The organism is Halogranum roseipondis, assembly GCF_059695585.1.
Genome location: NZ_CM185235.1, coordinates 2,520,825 through 2,538,502, shown reverse-complemented (window position 1 = coordinate 2,538,502; position 17,678 = coordinate 2,520,825). Strand labels below are relative to the sequence as shown.

Below are 17,678 nucleotides of genomic sequence, written 5' to 3'. Positions count from 1 at the left end.
TCGTCAGTCGTCGGCGGCGTCGAACCGATCTCTCGTCAGGTCCGCGGCCATCACGAAGTCCGGTTCGTCCGAGACGGTGACTCGTGAGGCGGCGACGTCGCTGACCCACCGTACCGACTCGGGGATCAGGACGCGCGTCCGGTCGGCGCCGACGCTCGCGGCGTCGCGAGCGAGCGCCGAGAAGAGCGACCGACAGGCGTCGAGGTCGGCCCACGCGCCGACGGCGTACTCGGCCCACGTCACCTCGTCGCCCTCGTCGTTCGGGCGGTCGTAGACGCGGTTGCGGTAGGAGAACCCGCGCGTGCCGTCGTCGCCGACGACGAACAGTCGGTCCTCGTCGGCAGCGTCGCGGAGGTTCTCGCGCGTCAACTCGGAGACGGCCCACGACTCCTCGCCGTCGAGTGCGAGTCCTCGCAGGTCGTCGCGGGCGTCGCTGGCGCTCCAGAACGCCCACGCGGCGTCGGCCTCGTCGCCGACGTCGAGTGTGGGAGTGGCGTCCGGGTCGGGCGTCGGCATCGCCCAGCGGAACTCCGTGCAGGGGTCGAACCCGGCCGCTCGCGACCCGCCGAGACCGGCGACGTTCCACGAGAACACCATGTTGCGCGCGACGGTGGCACCCTGCTTGCGCGCCCAGCGGAGCGCCGCGTCGTTGATTCTCGTGGAGAGACCCTCGCCGCGGTAGTCGGGATCGACGCGCATCCCCTGGGCCCACGCCTCGTGTTCCGAGAGGACGACCGCCTGCACGATGGCGGCGACGGCGCGTTCGCCGCGCTCGTCGCCTCCTGCTTCGACGACGAACGTCCGCTGGTCGTCGCCGTCGCCCGCGATCCACTGCTGGAAGATCCGCGGGATGTAGTCGCTCCCCTCGCGGTCGCTCCAGGTGTCCTCGGTGAAGGCGACGACCGCCGCCTCGTCGGCGGGGCGGGCCTGCCTGACCTCGAACGCCGTCACGTCCACGGACGGGACTGCTCGGTCAACTCGCCCGCCAGCGAACGCTGCATCACGCCCGCCGCGTCGTCGGTGTTCGCGATGGCCCACATCAGTTTCACCTTCGCCGTCTCGGGGAGCGTGTCACCGGCCTCGACGACGCCGGCGTCCAGCAGGTCGCGACCCGTGTCGTAGACGCGGTCGCAGACGCGACCTTCGAGACACTGGCTGGTCATGGCGACGATCGCGCCGTCGTCGACGAGTTCCTCGATGCGCGGGATGAGGTCGGTGTGGACGTGGCCGAGGCCGGTCCCCTCGACGACGACGCCGGACTTCCCGTCGAGGTAGTCCCACGCCGCGGGGTCCATCCCCGGCGTGAACTTGACGAGTTCGACGTCGTCGGCGAGGCCGGCAGCGAGATCGAGCGGTCCGGCACCGCGTTCGGCGTGGTCACGGCGGAAGGTGACCTCTTCGGTGTCGTAGTCGACCTCGCCGAGCGGTTTCGCGCCGACCGTCTCGAAGGCGTCGCGCCGGGAGGTGTGGTTCTTGCGGACGCGCGTCCCCTCGTGGAGCGCACAGACGTCGTCGGACTCCGAAGCGTGCATGCAGACCAGCACCTCCGCGGCGTCGCTCTTGGCGGCTTCGACCGCGCAGACGGCGTTCATCACGTTGTCCGAGGAGGGACGGTCCGCCGAGCGCTGACTGCCCGTGAAGACGACGGGGACGGGCGTGTCGAGCATGAACGACAGCGCGGCCGCCGAGTACTGCATCGTGTCGGTGCCGTGCATGACGACGACGCCGTCTGCGCCCTCCTCGATCTCCTCGTGGACGGCCTCCGCGAGGTCCTGCCAGATGGCGGGCGTCATGTTCTCCGAGAGGATGTTGGCGACGACGCGGCCGCGGTAGTTGGCGCGGCCGGCGAGGTCCGGGACGGCCCGGAGGACGTCCTCGGCGTCGAACCGGGCGGTGACGGCACCGGTCCGGTAGTCGACGGTGGAGGCGATGGTACCACCGGTCGAGATGAGTGAGATGGTGGGAAGGTCGTCGTCGAACTCGACGACGGAACTGTCTTCGCCCTCGCCCTCTTCGCCGACGTCGTGCACGTCGCTCTCGAGTAGCTCGACGTCGGCACCGTCGCGCTCGATACCGACGTTGTAGCCGCCGTCGCGCTTGACGACGAGGTAGTCGGCCGTCGTCGAGGGCATCAGTACGCCTTCGTTCGTGACGCCCGCACGCTCGACGCGGACGCGATCCCCTGGGTTCATACTCGCAGGTTCCGCGGGACCGGACTTCAATCCATTCGTTCGGGGGAAGAGCCATACGCTCGGCGAACGTCACCCTCCCCTATGCAGCGCAGCACCGACGTCGAGCGCTCGGAGTCGACGCTCGACGACTCGCTCGCCACGTCCCGCGGCGACGCCGACACCGATGTCGACGCCGACGAGTCACGGTCCGGCGGTGGTCGACTCGCCGGCGCGAGACGCCGCGTCGGCCGCCTGTTCTCGATCAAGGTGTTCCTCGGGACGCTCCTGCTCGCCGTCGTCGGGATGGCGCTCGGGAGCGCCATCCCGCTGGTCGGGATCGTCGGCCGGTTCGTCGGTCTGTTCGGCGCGGGCTTTCTCGTCGGCCTCCTCGCCACGCACCGACGGTATCTCGAGGTCGGCGCGGCCGGCGGCGTCGCCTCCGGACTCGGCATCGTCCTGAGTACACTCGGTTCTGCGTTCCTCCCGGTCGCCGCCGACCTGCTCGCACGATACGGGGTCGCACTCGCCGGCGGCGGTGCCGTCGCGGGAGTGCTCGTCGTCCTCCTCGGTCACTACTTCGGGCGGGACCTCCGCGACGGTCTGACCCGAGACGTCGTCTAGCGATCGCAGCACAGAGAGGATCGACCCCAGTCGCGGCGCCGCGAGACAGCCGTCGCTCGCCGTCGAACTGACACCAGAAGTCGTAGACACCCGTTGGGGGTGTCCACGAACCGGAATGCCACAGTCCAGCACTCTGCGAGAGTGTTACTGGACTGCATCAGACAGTTGGTCGGTGATGAACTTAACGACGATACCTAATGAGTTAGTGTGTCGTGTTGTCGCACCGTGTGTAGTCGCTCGGCGGCCCTATTGACGGCTGATCGCCCGCACGACGACCGTTCGCGTGCTCGACGTCGGGCGCGTTCGCCGCCAGTTCGGTCCCGCGTGGTCGCCGGCGCGTTCAACTGATCGACCACCTGTCGCTGTGACGCGTGACGAGTCCGTTGTCGGCCAGCCGAGAGAGCGCCTCTTCGACGACCTCCTCTGCGGCTTCGACCTCGCGACTGATACTCGACGTCGTATCCGTCCCGGTCGCGATGGCCGCGAGCAGTTCGGCGTAGAACCGACTGTCCGCGTCGGCACCGATCGTCTCGTTCAGACGGTCGAGCACCTGCGTCATCCGTCCGTGGACCCACCGCTGAGCCAGCGACAGTTCGTTCTCCAGCTCCTCGAGTTGACCAAGTTCGCTCGCGAGTTCGGCGACGGAGTCGGAGTCGTCACCGACGGTCACGTCGAGCGTGACGTGGGGGCAACGTCCCGTCATGTCGAGGCTCGGACTCGCCGGATACGCGCTCTTGGCACCGAACCCGTACGGCGAGACGTTTACCTCCAGTCGCAGGTTTCGGGAGATGTGAAAGTACTTGCGCCGCTGGTCGTCGGTTCGCGACTCGACGAGACCGGCCTCCTCGAGCTTCCGGAGGTGGTCGATGACGGCTTTCGGGCTCACACCGAGATACTCGCTGATCTCCGTCACGTAACAGGGCTTGTGCGAGAGCAGCCGGAGGATGCGCCGGCGATTCTCGTTTCCGAGGAGATCGAGCAGTACCGCGGAGTCCATATGGACTCAGATAAGCTACGGGAACTCAAAAGGCTGACTCACCGACGGCGTGATGCAGACGTGGGTCAGAGATGCGCCAACGCACTCGGCGGACCGTTCGAATCGTTTGACCCACCGCCGTTCGCGTCGTCGCTGTTGTTGCCGTTCGCGTCGTCGTCGCTTTCGCCGTCTACGCCACCGTTCCCGGCGTCGCCGTCACCGTCGCCGCTGGTGGCGTTGTCGCTGTCGTTGCCAGCGGCGTCGGAACCACTCGTACCGTCGTCGCGATCACTTCCGTTCGTCTCGTCCGCCGCTCCGTCGGAGTTCCCGGGACCGCCGCCGGTAGTGGCCGGGCTGTCGGTGCTCTCACCCCTGTCCTCGGTGTCGCTAGAGCTCTGACCGCCTTCCTTGCCCTCTTCTGGCTCTCCTTCGCTCCCCTCCGGTCCGCTTCCGTTACCGGGGTTCTGGTCGTCAGTCTGCGGTCCGTTTCCCTGTCCAGGGTTCTGCTGATCGGTCTTAGGGTCGTTTCCCTGATCAGGACTCTGGTCGTCAGTCTGTGGTCCGTTTCCCTGTCCAGGGTTCTGGTCGTCAGTCTGTGGTCCGTTTCCCTGTCCAGGGTTCTGGTCGTCAGTCTGTGGTCCGTTTCCCTGTCCAGGGTTCTGGTCGTCAGTCTGTGGTCCGTTTCCCTGACCGGGGCTTTGGTCGTCAGTCTGCGGTCCGTTTCCCTGTCCAGGGTTCTGGTCGTCAGTCTGCGGTCCGTTTCCCTGACCGGGGCTTTGGTCGTCAGTCTGCGGTCCGTTTCCCTGTCCAGGGTTCTGCTGATCGGTCTTGGGGTCGTTTCCCTGACCGGGATTCGCAGTGGGTCGACTCGTCTCCGGCATCGTCTCCCTGGACCGTTCGATCTCCGTCTTGACCTTCGAGAGGCCGGGCGCGTCGGCGTCGAGTCGGGTCGCGGCGCGTTCCGTCGAGCCCGCCGCGGTCGACAGCGCGTCGAGTTGCCCGTTCAGATGTGCGAGCCGCGACTGGTACTGCAACGTCGATACGCTCCCGTTCTCGTGGGCCTCGACGAGTTCCTGCCGTCGCTCGCGGAGGGTCGACACGCGCCGGTCGAGACTGTCGACCCGCCGAGTGACCGACGCCGACTCGCCGGTCCGGTTGACGTTCGCCTCCCACATCTCGTTCTCTACGACGCCGGACGTCTCGGCGCTGGTCGACTGGACGAACGACGACACCTGCAACCCCATCGACGACTCGGAGTCGTTCGACTCGTTGGCCGACTGAACCGCGCTGGTGGTGGCGTCGACGTCGCGCTCCTGGTCAGCAGGCCCCGACGTCGGCGCCGCCAACTGTCCGGAGTGCTCGACCGGCTCGGCCAGCACCGCCGCCGGCGCGAACACGCTGCAGACGAGGAGGACGCAGACGGCCGCTACAACTCGCATATCCGGACCTCTTCATTTGAGCATATAAATCGGGAGCTTCGTTCGTTCGGTTCATCCCCGCAGAACGCACTGCATAAACTGTTTATTCAGTTTTACGCGCGAGTGGGACAAACACCGATCCGGCGCACCCGACTGCCAGAAGCGTGAGACCCACGGTGACTGCCGGGAGGACGACCCCGGGCGTGTACCGCAGCGGCGGATGGTATCCGAACCAGTAGTCGAAGACGTCGTTGACGAGGAGCGCGATCAGTGCGAAGCCGAGCGCCCCGCGGGTCGTCCGGCCGACTCGGGCGATGGCGACCGCCTCGACGACGAAGAGGAGGTGTGTCCCGATAATGAACCAGTAATCGTAGAGCGCCCGCTGGTCGAACCCGAAGTAGAGTTCGGGGTGGAGGTTCAACGCGACGAACGTCCAGAGACCGTACTTCACCAGCCAGACGAACGAGAGCGTGTGGAGGTAGGCTAGCGGCCGATTAATCGGCGAGTCGAGGACCCGTCCACCCAACGCTGGAAGCAGTGTCGCGAGCGACAGCGTCGCGAACGCGAGCGCCGTCGGCGAGTCCCCGTACAGCGGCCAGAGAAACGTCGGCACCGACGGCATCGTCTCGACGTAGAACCGGATACCGACGAGGAAGGCGGTCGCGTTGACGACGAGCAGCCAGACGAGCGTCGGTGCCGACCCGAGATACTCCTCGACGACGCGGTCCGAGAGGAGACGCGACAGATCCATTCGTTCCCGCAGTCGACCGAGACGAGGTAAAACCTGTCGAGGGCGGCCTCCCGTCTTCGGCGACTCGGCCCCCGTTCAGACAGGCGTTTCCAAAGCGCGGTTCGTGCGTTCGCGTGCGACCTGTAACCGTCGCTCGACGAGTCCACGGGTTCGCCCGGTAATGCGGTCGCCCCCGTTCAGGGCATCCTCGACCGCGTCGAGACGGGTCTGAAGGGTTCGAAGCGACTCGTTTGCGGATGCTGCGTCGCCACCCTCGGCCGCGTCACGAGCCGCCTCGGCCGTCGCGACGGCCCGGTCGAGTGCCTCGAGGAGCGATCCGACTGCCCCGCCGACCTGCGCTGTGGACTCCGAGACTGTCTCGTTCGTCTCCGCTCCGGTTCCGTTGGCCACGTCGGTACCGCCGGCGTCGGTGTCGTTCCGACTCTGGTCAGTCGCTGTCTCGACGGTCTCTGTCGTCTCGACGGCCTCTGTCGTCTCACCGGGCGTCGTGTTCGTGGTGGCGTTTCCGTCGACCGGGACAGACGTGTCGTCGCCGGTCGCGTTCGTCGTGTTCGTCGCACTCGACACGTTGGTCGTCTCCGTGGTGGTGGTGGTGTCCGTCGTCCCTGTTGCAGTCGTCGTGTTCGCCGTGTTCGTCGCGTCCATCGTATTCGCGACGCTCGTCGCGTCCGTCGTATTCGTCGCGTTCGTCGCGTTCGTCGTGTCTGTCACGCTCGTCCCGGTCGTCGTATTGGTCCCGTTGGCCGCACTCGCCGACGCGTTGGCGTCCGTACTGCTGTCGGGTCGGTTCTGCTCGGCGTTCCCGGGCGTCGTCTCGCCGGAGACGTCTGCTCGAACGGACGCTCGCGTCTCCTCGAGGAGGTCGACGAGGAACCCGGCGAGCGACGCCTTCCCGGTTCGAACGGTGCCCAGACCGACCGACGTGTCGCCGTCTTTCGGGTTGACACGGTAGGCACCCTTCTGGCCGTCCGAGTCGGTCACCTCGGCAGTGTACGACCCGCCGCGGTGAACGTTGACGGCGAAACTGTCCTCGCCCGGCGGCGTCCCGTCGTACACGCGCCCACCGACGTCGTCGGTGACTCGGACGTTCGTGAGTTCGCCGTCGGCATCGGCGTGTACCCGGACAGCGTCCTCGTTGGCGACGACCGTCACCGCGCCGTCGACGCCGAGCGAGTTCAGTTCGCCGTCTCCTTCGACGGTCAGTTCCTCCGCGTAGGGGGCGAGTCCCGCGCCGTTGACCGTCAATCGGTGGGTCCCTTCGGGGACGTTCCGAAACGCGACGACGCCGTTCCACGTGGGTACGGCGACCGGGTCGCTCTCCAGCAGACAGACGGCTTCGGTCTGTGACTGCTCGGTCGTGATCCCCGCGCCGTCCGGTGCGTCTTCGGCGGGAACGGCCTGCCGAACCGCGCCGACGAGTCGGTCGCCCGTGTCGGGGTGGTCGATCCCGTAGCGGTTCCGCAACGCGTCGCGGTGACTCGGGTCGGTGACGTCGAGCGAGGGGTCGGTGAAACGCGGTTGCTCCCACGGGAGGTCGGGCGCGGTGAGGTGACTGGAGACGGCGTCCTCGACGACCGTCGGGACGGCGAACTCGAAGCTCAACTGCGGCCCGGTGAGCGACTCGATCGCTCGAACCGCGTCGATGGGAACGAGATCGTACTCGTGGTCGGCGTCGGCGGTAGGTCCGTCCGTAAGTTCGATTCCCGCAGGAACGAAGACGTGTCCGGTCTCGCGAAGCGGTAGGTCGGAGGGTGGCCGCGTCAGGTCTGCGAACGACCGCACCGTCACGTCGTCGGGGAGCAGGTCGTCGAGGGTGACGTTGGGGAGTCGCTCGTGTTCAGTCACGGGCTTGCCGTCGAGTTCCGGGACGACGAACGGGAGTCGGAACCCCTCGTCGCGCGGGAGCCCGTAGGCGACTGGGAGCTCGCCGAGGTCGGCCAGGTTCAGCGGTCCGTTGGTGATGTCGGCGACCAGACCGTCGAGTCCGACGCGCTGAAAGCTCTCGCGTCGCTCGTTGACCCCGAGCGCACTGGAGTGCGAGCCGACTTCCGAGATGACGCTCGGACGGGTCGTCTCGGGGTCGAGAAACTCGTTGTTCGGGACCGTCGGTGCGTGTGCGCTGGCGACGTAGAGCATCGGTTCGTCGCGGTCGGTGTCGACGAAGACGTGCAGTACCTCCCAGTCGTGCCAGTGGAAGTTCGTCGTGAACTGGTCGAACACGGAGTAGAACCAGTACTGGACGACCGCGAGCGACGTGTCGGGGTACTCGACGACGCGGTAACACGCCGCCGGTGCCGGTGGTTCGCCGCTCTGTTTGTACCGTTCGGTGTAGGCGTCGAGCGCGTCGAACCCGTCGAGAACCCGTGTTCCGTCGTGGTCGCTCGTGAACTCCCGGGGGTCCGTCGGGAACCACTTCTCGCGCGTCCCGAAGTAGAGCGTCGGTGCGTGTCGTTCGGCGAGTCGTCGGGCCGTCTCGTCGTCTGCGACCGTGGTCTCGATCGGTTCCGGTCCCCCGTCGAGCGGCGACTGCGTGGCGACGACACCACCACCGACGGCGCCTGCCGTGCCGAGCGCTGCCAATAGCTGTCGCCGAGAGATGTCGTCGAAGAGATCTGTAGATGCCATCCGTGCTGTGTCGGGTCGAGGTTGCGTACTGGGGGGTGATAATTACACTCTGACTAAGTGTAGCTTCAACCGTGGTCTCGCTAGTTCTCTTCCAACTCGACTGGGTAGAGTCGGCGTAGCTTGATCCGGGCGTCGTCGGTCGTGAATTGCCAGTCGATGAGTCGGTCAGCTGCGTTGCGATGCTGCTGCCACGCAGCGACCTCCGACCGGAGGGTCGCTGCGTGATAGATGCGACGGTTGAGGCACTGGCGTTTGAGGACGTTTAACTCGATCTCGGCCATGTTCAACCAACTGCCTTTCTTGGGGACGTAGTGGAACTCGAACCGATCAAGGTACGCTTGGGCTTGGTCTGGCGGGAAGAACTGATAGAAGCCGGCAGGGTTGTGCGTGTTGAGCTGATCGACCACAACCCGGATGCAGTCCGCATCCGGGTAGTGGTCGTCTGCGAGTTCGACCATCCGGTCGATCCATTCAACGGTGCGTCTCCGCTCGGTAATCGCGACGGTGACCCAGCCGGTCAACGGTTCTGTGGCGAGGTGAATCCGCTGTTTCCCGTTGCGTTCGTAGCGGTGATCAACACGTGCGACCGCTCCCGGTCGGGCCGGGAGCGGATCGCTCTCATGGCCACGGAGTGCTTTGCTGGACTCGTCGAAGCAGATGACCGGTCGGTTCTCGTTGTACGGTTCGTGATAGAGGTCGAGTACGTCCTCCATGTAATAGACGAAGTCAGCGTCCTGTTCAGGTGGAATCGCCCAGTAGTCGGAGAGATGCGGTTTGAGGGTGTTTTTTTAGGCGCTGTCGAACGGTTTCGTGAGAGATCGACTCAAAGTCGATCTCGTCAAGAGTAACGAGTTCGTCGGCGAGCAAGTGAAGTGTCCAGCGAGAGAGCCCTTCCGGCGGCTCACTACAGGCGAGTTTGATGAGGTGTGCTTCAGCTTTCCCGTCCATCTTGAGGTCGTACTCGCGGTCGGGCTTGCGGCGATGAATCGCCGCGAGCCCTCGTTCACAGTAGTTTTTACGTGCGTTGTAGGGAGTGCCGATTGAACAGCCGAGGTGCTCACAGATCTGGACATCTGTGAGCCCCTCGTCAGCTTTCAGGAGGATGCGCGCTCGGGTGATATCTTCGGCGTTGCGTTCACCAGTCGAAATGAACCACTTGAGCGTTCTGCGTTCTCCGTCAGAGAGTTCGACAACGTGCTTCTTTCTGCTCATTCCGGTAGAGAGGCGCTCAGAAAGCATGAACTAGCGAGTACAAACTTGAAGCTACACTAAGGCGAGCAACTGCCCGAAGCGAAGGGTAGTTACACACGGCCCGGGTTTGTCCGGATATGAGAGCAGCCCTCGTCATCCTCGACGGCTGGGGACTCGGAGACCACGACCGCCGAGACGCAGTGAAAGCCGCCGACACACCCAACTTCGACCGTTTGGTCGAATCGGGTGCGTACGACCAGTTGGACGTCTCGGGACGTCGTGTCGGCCTCCCGAACGGACAGATGGGCAACAGCGAGGTCGGTCACATCAACATCGGCGCCGGCCGCGTCGTCATGCAGGCGTACACTCGGGTCAACGACGCCATCGAGCGCTCTCGCGGCACCATGGGTGCCGACGAGGGAGACGCCTCGGACGGCGCGTTCTTCGAGAACGAGGCGATCAACTCGGCGTTCGACTACGCCGACGGCAACGACGGCCGCGTCCACTTCATGGGACTCGTCTCCGACGGCGGCGTCCACTCCGACCAAGAGCATCTCTACGCGCTCATCGAACACGCCGCAAGCCGCGGCGTCGACGCCGTCACCCACGCGTTCACCGACGGTCGGGACACCGACCCCCACGGCGGCGAGAACTACCTCGCGGAACTGGAAGACGTCGTCGCCGACTACGGGACGGGCGATGTCGCCACGGTCTCGGGACGCTACTACGCGATGGACCGCGACCAGAACTGGGAGCGGACGAAACGTGCCTACGACGCCATCGTCGAGCGCGAGGCCGACTACGAGGCAGCCTCGGCAGTCGAAGCGGTCCGCGAGTCCTACGAACGCGGCGACACCGACGAGTTCGTCGAACCGACCCTCGTCGAGGATGGTCCGGCGCTCGAGGACGGCGACGCAGTCGTCTTCTTCAACTTCCGATCGGACCGCGCTCGTCAGCTCTGTCGACTGCTGACGAACACGCGCCCCGAGTGGGAGTTCGACCTCACGCCGCCGGAGATCCGACTGGTGACGATGACTCAGTACGACAAGACGTTCGACTTCTCCGTCGCCTTCCCACCGACCCAGCCCGAGGACACGCTGGGCGAAGTCGTCGCGGAGAACGGGCTGACACAACTCCGACTCGCCGAGTCCGAGAAGTACGCCCACGTCACCTACTTCCTCAACGGCGGCCGAGAGGTCGAGTTCGACGGCGAGATCAGACGCATCGTCCAGTCGCCCGACGTCCCGACGTACGACGAGACGCCGGCGATGAGTGTGGTCGAACTGACCGACACCGCCATCGACGTCGTCGAGAGCGACGACCCGGACCTCCTCGTACTCAACTACGCGAACCCGGATATGGTGGGTCACACTGGCGACTTCGACGCCGCAGTCGCCGCCGTCGAGGCGGTCGACGAACAACTCGGGCGACTCGCCGAGGCGATTCAGGCTGCTGGCGGACACGTCCTCATCACGGCCGATCACGGGAACGCCGACGACATGGGGACGCCCGAACAGCCCCACACGGCACACACCTACAACCCGGTGCCGCTGATCTATCTGACGCCCGAGGGCGACGCCGATGGACGGAGCCTCCGCTCGGGCGGATCGCTGTGTGATCTCGCGCCGACGCTACTGGAACTAATGGACCTCGAGAAGCCCGCGGCGATGACGGGCGAGTCGCTGCTCGACTGACTACTGCCCGCCGTCTGCTTCGGTTCGCGCCTCTTTCTTGCCGTGCAGTTCGTCGGGAGTCAAGCGGAAGAACCGGAACTCGATCTCCCGCGGGTTGCGGTCGAACACGTCGACGAGCGGGATGTGGACTCGACGCATTGCAGTGACGACCGTCGAGTCGATGGCCGCCTCGGTGACCTCTTGAAGTTGCCCGCTGGCGACGACGCTCCGCCACCCGGTGTCCGTCTCGTCGTAGGTGACGAACGACATCGGTTTTCGATCGCCGACGACGCCCTCCTTCTCGGTCTCCGGGCCGAACGAGAGCCGGAAGTAGAAGTCTCCCTTCTCGCTATCGTAGCCGTACGAGACGGGCACCGTGTACGGTGACTCGCCCTCCTCGCGGGGAAACGAAGCGACGCCCGTCCCGCCGCTTCCGAGGAACTCGTCGCGCTCTTCGTCGTTCATCTCGACTGACCGAACGTCTTCCATAGACGGTGGTACGTCCCCTGTATGCAAAAAGGTGTAGCGCAGACCACACGTGTCGAGGTCGGCGCAGTCACACACGTTATGGTGGTTTATCGAACCGGACGTCCCGTCGCTCCGCAACCACTAAACGCGCTACTGGCCAAGCACACGGTAATGGATTGGACGGAGAAGTACCGGCCGACGACGTTGTCGGAGGTTCGGGGCAACGACAAGGCCCGCGACGAGTTCGCCGAGTGGGGTCAGTCGTGGGACGACCACCGGAAAGCCGTCATCCTCCACGGCAGCCCCGGTATCGGCAAGACCTCTGCTGCCCACGCGTTGGCGAACGACATGGGGTGGGAAACGGTCGAGTTGAACGCCTCCGACAAGCGGACGGGCGACGTCATCGAACGCTTCGCCGGTCGCGCCGCGATGAACGCCACGCTCGCTGGCTCGTCGGCGAAGACCGGCGACGAGTCGGCCGACCGCCGGCGGAACCGCCAACTCGTCATTCTCGACGAGGCCGACAACATCCACGGTAACTACGACCGCGGCGGAGCCTCGGCTATCACGAGACTCGTGAAAGAGTCTGAACAGCCCATCGTGCTCATCGCCAACGAGTTCTACGAGATGAGCCGCGGGCTTCGAAACGCCTGTGAAGACATCGAGTTCCGCGACGTCTCCGCACGCTCGATCGTTCCCGTCCTCCGGGACATCTGCCGACGCGAGGAGCTCGAGTACGACTCGGACGCCCTCCAGCGGATCGCCGAGGCGAACGGCGGCGACCTCCGCGGCGCGGTCAACGACCTGCAGGCCGCCGCCGAGGGGAACGAGAGGGTGACAGTCGAAGACGTCGTCACCGGGTCGCGCGACAAGAGTATGGGTATCTTCGCGTTTCTCGACGCCGTCCTCAAAGAGCAGTCGCCGCAGGAGGCGCTGCAGTCGTCGTACGCCGTCGACGAGACGCCGGACGACCTGACGAAGTGGATCGAGGGCAACGTGACGAAGGTGTACGAGGGCGAGGAGCTGGCCCGAGCCTACGAGTTCCTCGCGAACGCCGATCGGTGGCTGGGCCGCGTCCGCGCGTCGCAGAACTACAGCTACTGGCGCTACGCGGGCGACAACCTCGCGGCCGGCGTCGCCGCCTCGCGCGACGGCACGAAGGGTGGGTGGACGCGCTTCGGCCGTCCACAGTTCTGGCCGAGTTCGGACAAGACGGCCGACTACGTCGCGCGGAAGATCGCCGAACGGAGCGGCGTCAGTATGGACACCGCTCGCCGCGACGTGATCCCCTTCCTGGCGGCGATGACCCACCACTGCAAGCCCCGAGAGCTGACGGTCGCGATGGCCGCCGCCTACGACCTCGAGGAGTCGCACGTCTCGTTCGTCACCGGGAGCGGCGAGACGACCAACAAGGTGGAGTCCATCGTCGAGGACGCCCAGACGCTCCGAGAGGAGCAGATGGAGGAACACTCGGGGAGCGCGTTCGAGGGTGCGGTCCGGTCGGACGAGGCGGACGACGACGGGGAGTCGCCGGCGTCGACGGTGGAAGACGCTGCCGTAGCCGCCAACGGGGGAGAGACCGCCGACGCCGACGACGATGTCGCCGACGACGCCGACGAGGACGACGGACAGTCCGGGCTGGACGACTTCTTCTGACTCCGTCTCGAGACGACGCTGCTTTCTCTCGAATCGGTGCGGCACGTCCAACGGAAACACCGCCGGCTGGATCGACGATCCCACGCTCGCCGAATTCGAGAGGGGTGGAGAGGGCTGTATTTACCAGGTAATTATACGCGTCCGCGTTCGATCGGTTCGGTGGTCACAGGGCCGCAGCTCGACGGTGATGAGCGTTCTGGCTCGGATTTATGGAGTCGACGGGAGAACGGAGCGAACGCCATGCCACCATCGACGACGATCCGACGGAGGGGTCTCGCGTGACGGAGTTCGGCTACACGCTGTCGAGCGAGGAGTTCGGTCCGACCGAGCTGGTCGACAACGCCGTCGAGGCCGAAGAGCGAGGGTACGACTTCGTCTCCGTCTCGGATCACTTCCACCCGTGGCTCGAGTCGCAGGGCGAGTCGCCGTTCGTCTGGAACACGCTCGGCGGCGTCGCACAGGCGACCGACAGCGTCGACGTCGGCGTCGGCGTCAACTGCCCGATCATGCGCATCCACCCCGTCAACGTCGCGCAGGCCGCGGCGACGACGGCGGCGATGCTGGACGACCGGGAGTTCTTCTTCGGCGTCGGGACGGGCGAGCAGTTGAACGAGCACGTCGTCGGCGAACACTGGCCCGAGCACGACGTCCGACTGGAGATGCTCGCGGAGGCGATCGACGTGATGCGGTCGCTGTGGACCGGCGAGCAGGTGAGCCACCACGGCGAGCACTACACTGTGGAGAACGCCCGCCTGTTCACGCTGCCCGAGAGCCCCCCGCCCGTCGTCGTCTCGGCGTTCGGGGAGCAGACCGCGCGGGCCGCCGGCGACCTCGGCGACGGTCTCTGGTCGGTTGGCCCGCAAGACGACGTCGCCGAGGCCTACGATTCCAACGGCGGCGACGGGCCGAAGCTCACCCAGATCACCGTCTGCTGTGCAGAGACGGAGGACGAGGCCGTCTCGACGGCCCACGAGTACTGGCGGCAGTCGGCGCTCTCCGGCGAGTTGAACCAGCTGCTGCCGACGCCGGTCCACTTCGAGCAGGCGACGGAGATGGTCTCCGAGGAGGACGTCCGCGAAGGAAACACCGTCACCGACCAGGATCCTCAGACCCACATCGACCTCGTCGAGCAGTGTCGGGACGCCGGCTACGACCACATCTACTTCCACCAGATCGGTCCGGACCAGGAACGGTTCTTCGATTTCTACGAGGAAGAAGTGCTGCCGTCGTTCTGACTCCGGCTGTCTCCCGTCGCACGCGCGATTTTTTGACACTCGCTCTCGAACAGCGGGCCATGCGCGCCGCAGTCTTACGGGAGTACGGCGAACCGCTCGCACTCGAGGAGGTCGACCGGCCGGAACCGGAACCGCACGGCGTCGTCGTCGACGTGGAAGCCTGCGGTATCTGCCGCAGCGACTGGCACGCCTGGATGGGCCACGGCGAGTGGGCGAACGACCAGGCTCCGCTGGGACAGATTCTGGGTCACGAACCCGCGGGTCGGGTCGTCGCCGTCGGCGAGGACGTCCGAGAAGTCGCCGAAGGCGACCGAATCGCCCTCCCGTTCAACCTCGGCGACGGCACCTGTCCGCACTGCCGCAACGGCCACGGCAACGTCTGTCCGAACGGACGGGCGCTCGGCTTCCAGTCGGCGGCCCCGGGGGCGTTCGCCGAGGAGGTCCACCTGCCGTGGGCCGACTACAACGCGATGCCGCTGCCCGACGGCGTCGGCGCTCGCGACGTCGCCGCCCTCGGCTGTCGGTTCATGACGGCCTTCCACGCGCTGGCACACCGCGCCGACCTCGGCGGCGGCGACTGGCTGGCGGTCCACGGCTGTGGCGGCGTCGGTCTCTCGGCCGTCCACATCGGCAACGCCCTCGGCGCGCGCGTCGTCGCCGTCGACGTCGACGAGTCGAAACTGTCGCGGGCGACGGAGTTGGGTGCGGACGCCGTCGTCGACGCCAGCGAGGTCGACCGCGTCCCGAAGGAGATCAAGGTCGTCACCGACGGCGGCGCACACGTCTCGGTGGACGCGCTCGGCGTCGCCGAGACCTGCCGCAACTCGGTGCTCTGTCTGCGACGACGCGGTGAACACGTCCAGTTGGGCCTGACGACCGACGAGGAGAAGGGCGAGGTGTCGCTGCCGACCGACCGGATGGCACACATGGAACTGTCGTTCCACGGCTCCCGTGGGATGCCGCCGACGCGCTACGGCGAACTGTTCGGACTCATGCAGACCGGCGACGTCGACCCGGGGAAACTGGTGAGCAAAGAGGTGGCGCTCTCGGACGTCTCGGAGCGACTGGCGGCGATGACGAACTACGAGACGGAGGGTGTCGAGGTGGTGACGGACTTCGAGAACTGAACTGTCGCTCGGAGAATGTCCACTCTCCGTGGCACGTGGCTTCGTCGCCTACGTGCAACGAACCACGTACGAGAGATTCTCGTGAGTGGAGCGATGAGTCGAGGTGAAAGCTTCCGCCTACGTCACTTACGGAAGTGCAAAGAGAAAGCCCCGTGCTTTAGCGTGGGGAGGATGTCAAAGCATCTTCGACAGGAACGTCTTCGCGCGCTCGCTGTCGGGGTCGCTGAAGAACTTCTTCGGCGGCGAGTCCTCGACGACGTGGCCGTCGGCCATGAGGATGATGCGGTCGCCCACCTCGCGGGCGAAGTCCATCTCGTGGGTGACGACCATCATCGTCATCCCGCCCTCCGCGAGGTCGCGCATGACGCCGAGCACCTCGCCGACCAGTTCGGGGTCGAGCGCGCTCGTCACTTCGTCGAACAGCATCACCTTCGGGTCCATCGCCAGCGCGCGGGCGATAGCGACGCGCTGCTGTTGGCCGCCCGAGAGCTGGTTCGGGTAGGAGTCGGCCTGCGCTTCGAGGCCGACGTCGGCCAATAGGTCGCGGGCGCGTTGGTTCCCCTCGTCTTTGGGGACTCCGCGGACCTTCCGCGGCGCGAGCGTGATGTTCTCCAGCGCCGTCTTGTGCGGAAAGAGGTTGAAGCTCTGGAACACCATCCCGACCTGCTGGCGCAGGTAGTTGATGTCGGCGTTCGGGGCCGACAGCGACTGCCCGTCGAGGCGTATCTCGCCGCTCTGGATCTCCTCGAGGCGGTTCGCACAGCGGAGCAGCGTCGACTTGCCGGATCCCGAGGGCCCGATGACGACGCAGACCTCCTGCTCTTCGACGTTCAGGTCGATGTCCTTCAGGACGTGCGTCTCGCCGTAGTACTTGTTGACGCCGTCGAACTCGAGGAGGCTCATCGGTCGACACCACCCCAGTCGGCGCGTGCTTCGAGGCGGTTGACGAGATGTCCGAGCGGCAGTGTGACCGCGAGATACGCCACTGCCGTCAGGATGATCGGCGTCCACGGGTCGAACGTCGCACTGTTGACGCTCCGGAAGACGCTCATGATCTCCTCGATCGCGATGACCGTCAGTAGAGAGGTGTCCTTCACGAGGATGACTTGGTCGTTGCCGATAGCGGCGAGCGCGTTGCGCCACGCCTGCGGTAGGACGACTTCGCGCATCCCTTGCGTGTACGACATCCCGAGCGAACGGGCCGCTTCCATCTGTCCGTCCGCTACCGCACCGATGCCGCCGCGAACCGCCTCACCAACGTATGCAGCGTGGTTCAACGTCAACGCGATGATGGCGGTCGGGAACCCCCAGTTCTGGATCGGGAACGTCCCGGGCCACAGCGCCGGAATCCCGAAGTAGACGACGAACAGCTGGAAGAGCAACGGTGTTCCGCGGAAGAACTGGACGTATCCGCTCGCGACAGCGTTCGTCGGGAACGTTTCCGAGACGCGCCCGAACCCGACGAATATCCCGGCGGTGACCGAGAGGACGCTCGACGTGACGACGATCTGCAACACGAGGATGTAGGCGTCGATGAACCGCGGGAAGATGGTCTGCAACAGCTCGAAGTTCACCTTCGTGGCGATGATGTACCCCACGAGTCCGAGAACACCCAGTGTAAAGAGACTGGAGAAGGCGACACCGAGCCACTTCAGCGTTCGGTCGTTGAGGAACGACTCGTCGACGCGCTCGGACGTCGATTCGCCAGAGTATGATTGTGCCATTGGTAATCTATGTCAGGGTATGTGTGTGAAAAGATCGACGAG

At 65.7% G+C, this 17,678-nt stretch carries 14 protein-coding genes and 1 pseudogene; 5 read left to right on the top strand and 10 right to left on the bottom strand.

Annotated elements, in window-relative coordinates; all coding sequences use genetic code 11:
• Positions 1-3: 3 nt before the first annotated feature.
• Both EOHIBHHM_RS13270 and gatD read right to left on the bottom strand, forming a co-directional pair.
• Positions 4-957, bottom strand: a complete 954-nt coding sequence (locus tag EOHIBHHM_RS13270) for a GNAT family N-acetyltransferase (protein WP_497251328.1) — start codon at positions 955-957, stop codon at positions 4-6.
• The gene (gene gatD, locus EOHIBHHM_RS13265) at positions 948-2,192 is read right to left on the bottom strand and encodes a Glu-tRNA(Gln) amidotransferase subunit GatD (RefSeq protein WP_497251326.1); all 1,245 of its coding nucleotides are present in this window, start codon (positions 2,190-2,192) and stop codon (positions 948-950) included. Before gatD ends, EOHIBHHM_RS13270 begins: the two co-directional genes overlap by 10 nt.
• A gap of 81 nt (positions 2,193-2,273) precedes the next feature.
• On the opposite strand from gatD, the gene EOHIBHHM_RS13260 reads away from it, so the two are divergent.
• Positions 2,274-2,792, top strand: a complete 519-nt coding sequence (locus EOHIBHHM_RS13260; RefSeq protein ID WP_497251324.1) for a DUF8526 domain-containing protein — start codon at positions 2,274-2,276, stop codon at positions 2,790-2,792.
• 340 nt (positions 2,793-3,132) lie between these two features.
• Here EOHIBHHM_RS13260 and EOHIBHHM_RS13255 read toward each other — a convergent pair whose 3' ends face one another.
• The 5 genes and pseudogenes from EOHIBHHM_RS13255 to EOHIBHHM_RS13235 all read right to left on the bottom strand — a co-directional run bounded on the left by EOHIBHHM_RS13255 (position 3,133) and on the right by EOHIBHHM_RS13235 (position 9,774).
• Entirely contained in the window at positions 3,133-3,789 is a 657-nt protein-coding gene (locus EOHIBHHM_RS13255; protein ID WP_497251322.1) for an ArsR/SmtB family transcription factor, read from the bottom strand.
• Positions 3,790-3,854: 65 nt separating this feature from the next.
• On the bottom strand, positions 3,855-5,207 hold the full coding sequence (locus tag EOHIBHHM_RS13250; protein WP_497251320.1) for a DUF7096 domain-containing protein: 1,353 nt from the start codon (positions 5,205-5,207) through the stop codon (positions 3,855-3,857).
• An 82-nt stretch (positions 5,208-5,289) separates the two neighbouring features.
• The gene (locus EOHIBHHM_RS13245) at positions 5,290-5,937 is read right to left on the bottom strand and encodes a DUF1405 domain-containing protein (protein WP_497251318.1); all 648 of its coding nucleotides are present in this window, start codon (positions 5,935-5,937) and stop codon (positions 5,290-5,292) included.
• A 75-nt stretch (positions 5,938-6,012) separates the two neighbouring features.
• Complete coding sequence (locus EOHIBHHM_RS13240) at positions 6,013-8,562, bottom strand: hypothetical protein (protein ID WP_497251316.1); 2,550 nt, start codon at positions 8,560-8,562, stop codon at positions 6,013-6,015.
• 80 nt (positions 8,563-8,642) lie between these two features.
• Positions 8,643-9,774, bottom strand: a pseudogene (locus EOHIBHHM_RS13235) (IS630 family transposase).
• A 116-nt stretch (positions 9,775-9,890) separates the two neighbouring features.
• Between EOHIBHHM_RS13235 and gpmI the strand changes: the two are divergent.
• Positions 9,891-11,447 carry a 2,3-bisphosphoglycerate-independent phosphoglycerate mutase gene (gene gpmI / locus EOHIBHHM_RS13230; RefSeq protein ID WP_497251314.1) on the top strand — a complete coding sequence of 519 codons (1,557 nt, stop codon included), beginning with the start codon at positions 9,891-9,893 and terminating at the stop codon, positions 11,445-11,447.
• On the opposite strand, the gene EOHIBHHM_RS13225 is transcribed toward gpmI, so the two are convergent.
• The gene (locus EOHIBHHM_RS13225) at positions 11,448-11,915 is read right to left on the bottom strand and encodes a pyridoxamine 5'-phosphate oxidase family protein (protein WP_497251312.1); all 468 of its coding nucleotides are present in this window, start codon (positions 11,913-11,915) and stop codon (positions 11,448-11,450) included. It abuts the gene before it with no gap.
• Positions 11,916-12,065: 150 nt separating this feature from the next.
• Between EOHIBHHM_RS13225 and EOHIBHHM_RS13220 the strand changes: the two genes are divergently transcribed.
• The 3 genes from EOHIBHHM_RS13220 to EOHIBHHM_RS13210 all read left to right on the top strand — a co-directional run bounded on the left by EOHIBHHM_RS13220 (position 12,066) and on the right by EOHIBHHM_RS13210 (position 15,912).
• Entirely contained in the window at positions 12,066-13,550 is a 1,485-nt protein-coding gene (locus tag EOHIBHHM_RS13220) for a replication factor C large subunit (protein ID WP_497251310.1), read from the top strand.
• A 278-nt stretch (positions 13,551-13,828) separates the two neighbouring features.
• Positions 13,829-14,785, top strand: coding sequence for a TIGR03557 family F420-dependent LLM class oxidoreductase (locus EOHIBHHM_RS13215; RefSeq protein ID WP_497256999.1), 957 nt, complete (start codon positions 13,829-13,831; stop codon positions 14,783-14,785).
• A gap of 59 nt (positions 14,786-14,844) precedes the next feature.
• Positions 14,845-15,912, top strand: a complete 1,068-nt coding sequence (locus EOHIBHHM_RS13210; protein ID WP_497251308.1) for a zinc-dependent alcohol dehydrogenase family protein — start codon at positions 14,845-14,847, stop codon at positions 15,910-15,912.
• Between the two features lie 174 nt (positions 15,913-16,086).
• On the opposite strand, the gene EOHIBHHM_RS13205 is transcribed toward EOHIBHHM_RS13210, so the two are convergent.
• A complete protein-coding gene (locus tag EOHIBHHM_RS13205; RefSeq protein WP_497251306.1) occupies positions 16,087-16,815 on the bottom strand; it encodes an amino acid ABC transporter ATP-binding protein in 729 nt (242 codons plus the stop codon).
• Entirely contained in the window at positions 16,812-17,636 is an 825-nt protein-coding gene (locus EOHIBHHM_RS13200; RefSeq protein WP_497251304.1) for an amino acid ABC transporter permease, read from the bottom strand. The genes EOHIBHHM_RS13205 and EOHIBHHM_RS13200 overlap by 4 nt, the downstream gene beginning before the upstream one ends.
• Positions 17,637-17,678 lie beyond the last annotated feature (42 nt).

Bases quoted from the DNA above. Each gene is read 5' to 3' on its own strand.
- gatD (WP_497251326.1), bottom strand. From the start codon at position 2,192: ATGAACCCAGGGGATCGCGTCCGCGTCGAGCGTGCGGGCGTCACGAAC.
- EOHIBHHM_RS13260 (WP_497251324.1), top strand. From the start codon at position 2,274: ATGCAGCGCAGCACCGACGTCGAGCGCTCGGAGTCGACGCTCGACGAC.
- EOHIBHHM_RS13255 (WP_497251322.1), bottom strand. From the start codon at position 3,789: ATGGACTCCGCGGTACTGCTCGATCTCCTCGGAAACGAGAATCGCCGG.
- EOHIBHHM_RS13250 (WP_497251320.1), bottom strand. From the start codon at position 5,207: ATGCGAGTTGTAGCGGCCGTCTGCGTCCTCCTCGTCTGCAGCGTGTTC.
- EOHIBHHM_RS13245 (WP_497251318.1), bottom strand. From the start codon at position 5,937: ATGGATCTGTCGCGTCTCCTCTCGGACCGCGTCGTCGAGGAGTATCTC.
- EOHIBHHM_RS13240 (WP_497251316.1), bottom strand. From the start codon at position 8,562: ATGGCATCTACAGATCTCTTCGACGACATCTCTCGGCGACAGCTATTG.
- gpmI (WP_497251314.1), top strand. From the start codon at position 9,891: ATGAGAGCAGCCCTCGTCATCCTCGACGGCTGGGGACTCGGAGACCAC.
- EOHIBHHM_RS13225 (WP_497251312.1), bottom strand. From the start codon at position 11,915: ATGGAAGACGTTCGGTCAGTCGAGATGAACGACGAAGAGCGCGACGAG.
- EOHIBHHM_RS13220 (WP_497251310.1), top strand. From the start codon at position 12,066: ATGGATTGGACGGAGAAGTACCGGCCGACGACGTTGTCGGAGGTTCGG.
- EOHIBHHM_RS13210 (WP_497251308.1), top strand. From the start codon at position 14,845: ATGCGCGCCGCAGTCTTACGGGAGTACGGCGAACCGCTCGCACTCGAG.
- EOHIBHHM_RS13205 (WP_497251306.1), bottom strand. From the start codon at position 16,815: ATGAGCCTCCTCGAGTTCGACGGCGTCAACAAGTACTACGGCGAGACG.
- EOHIBHHM_RS13200 (WP_497251304.1), bottom strand. From the start codon at position 17,636: ATGGCACAATCATACTCTGGCGAATCGACGTCCGAGCGCGTCGACGAG.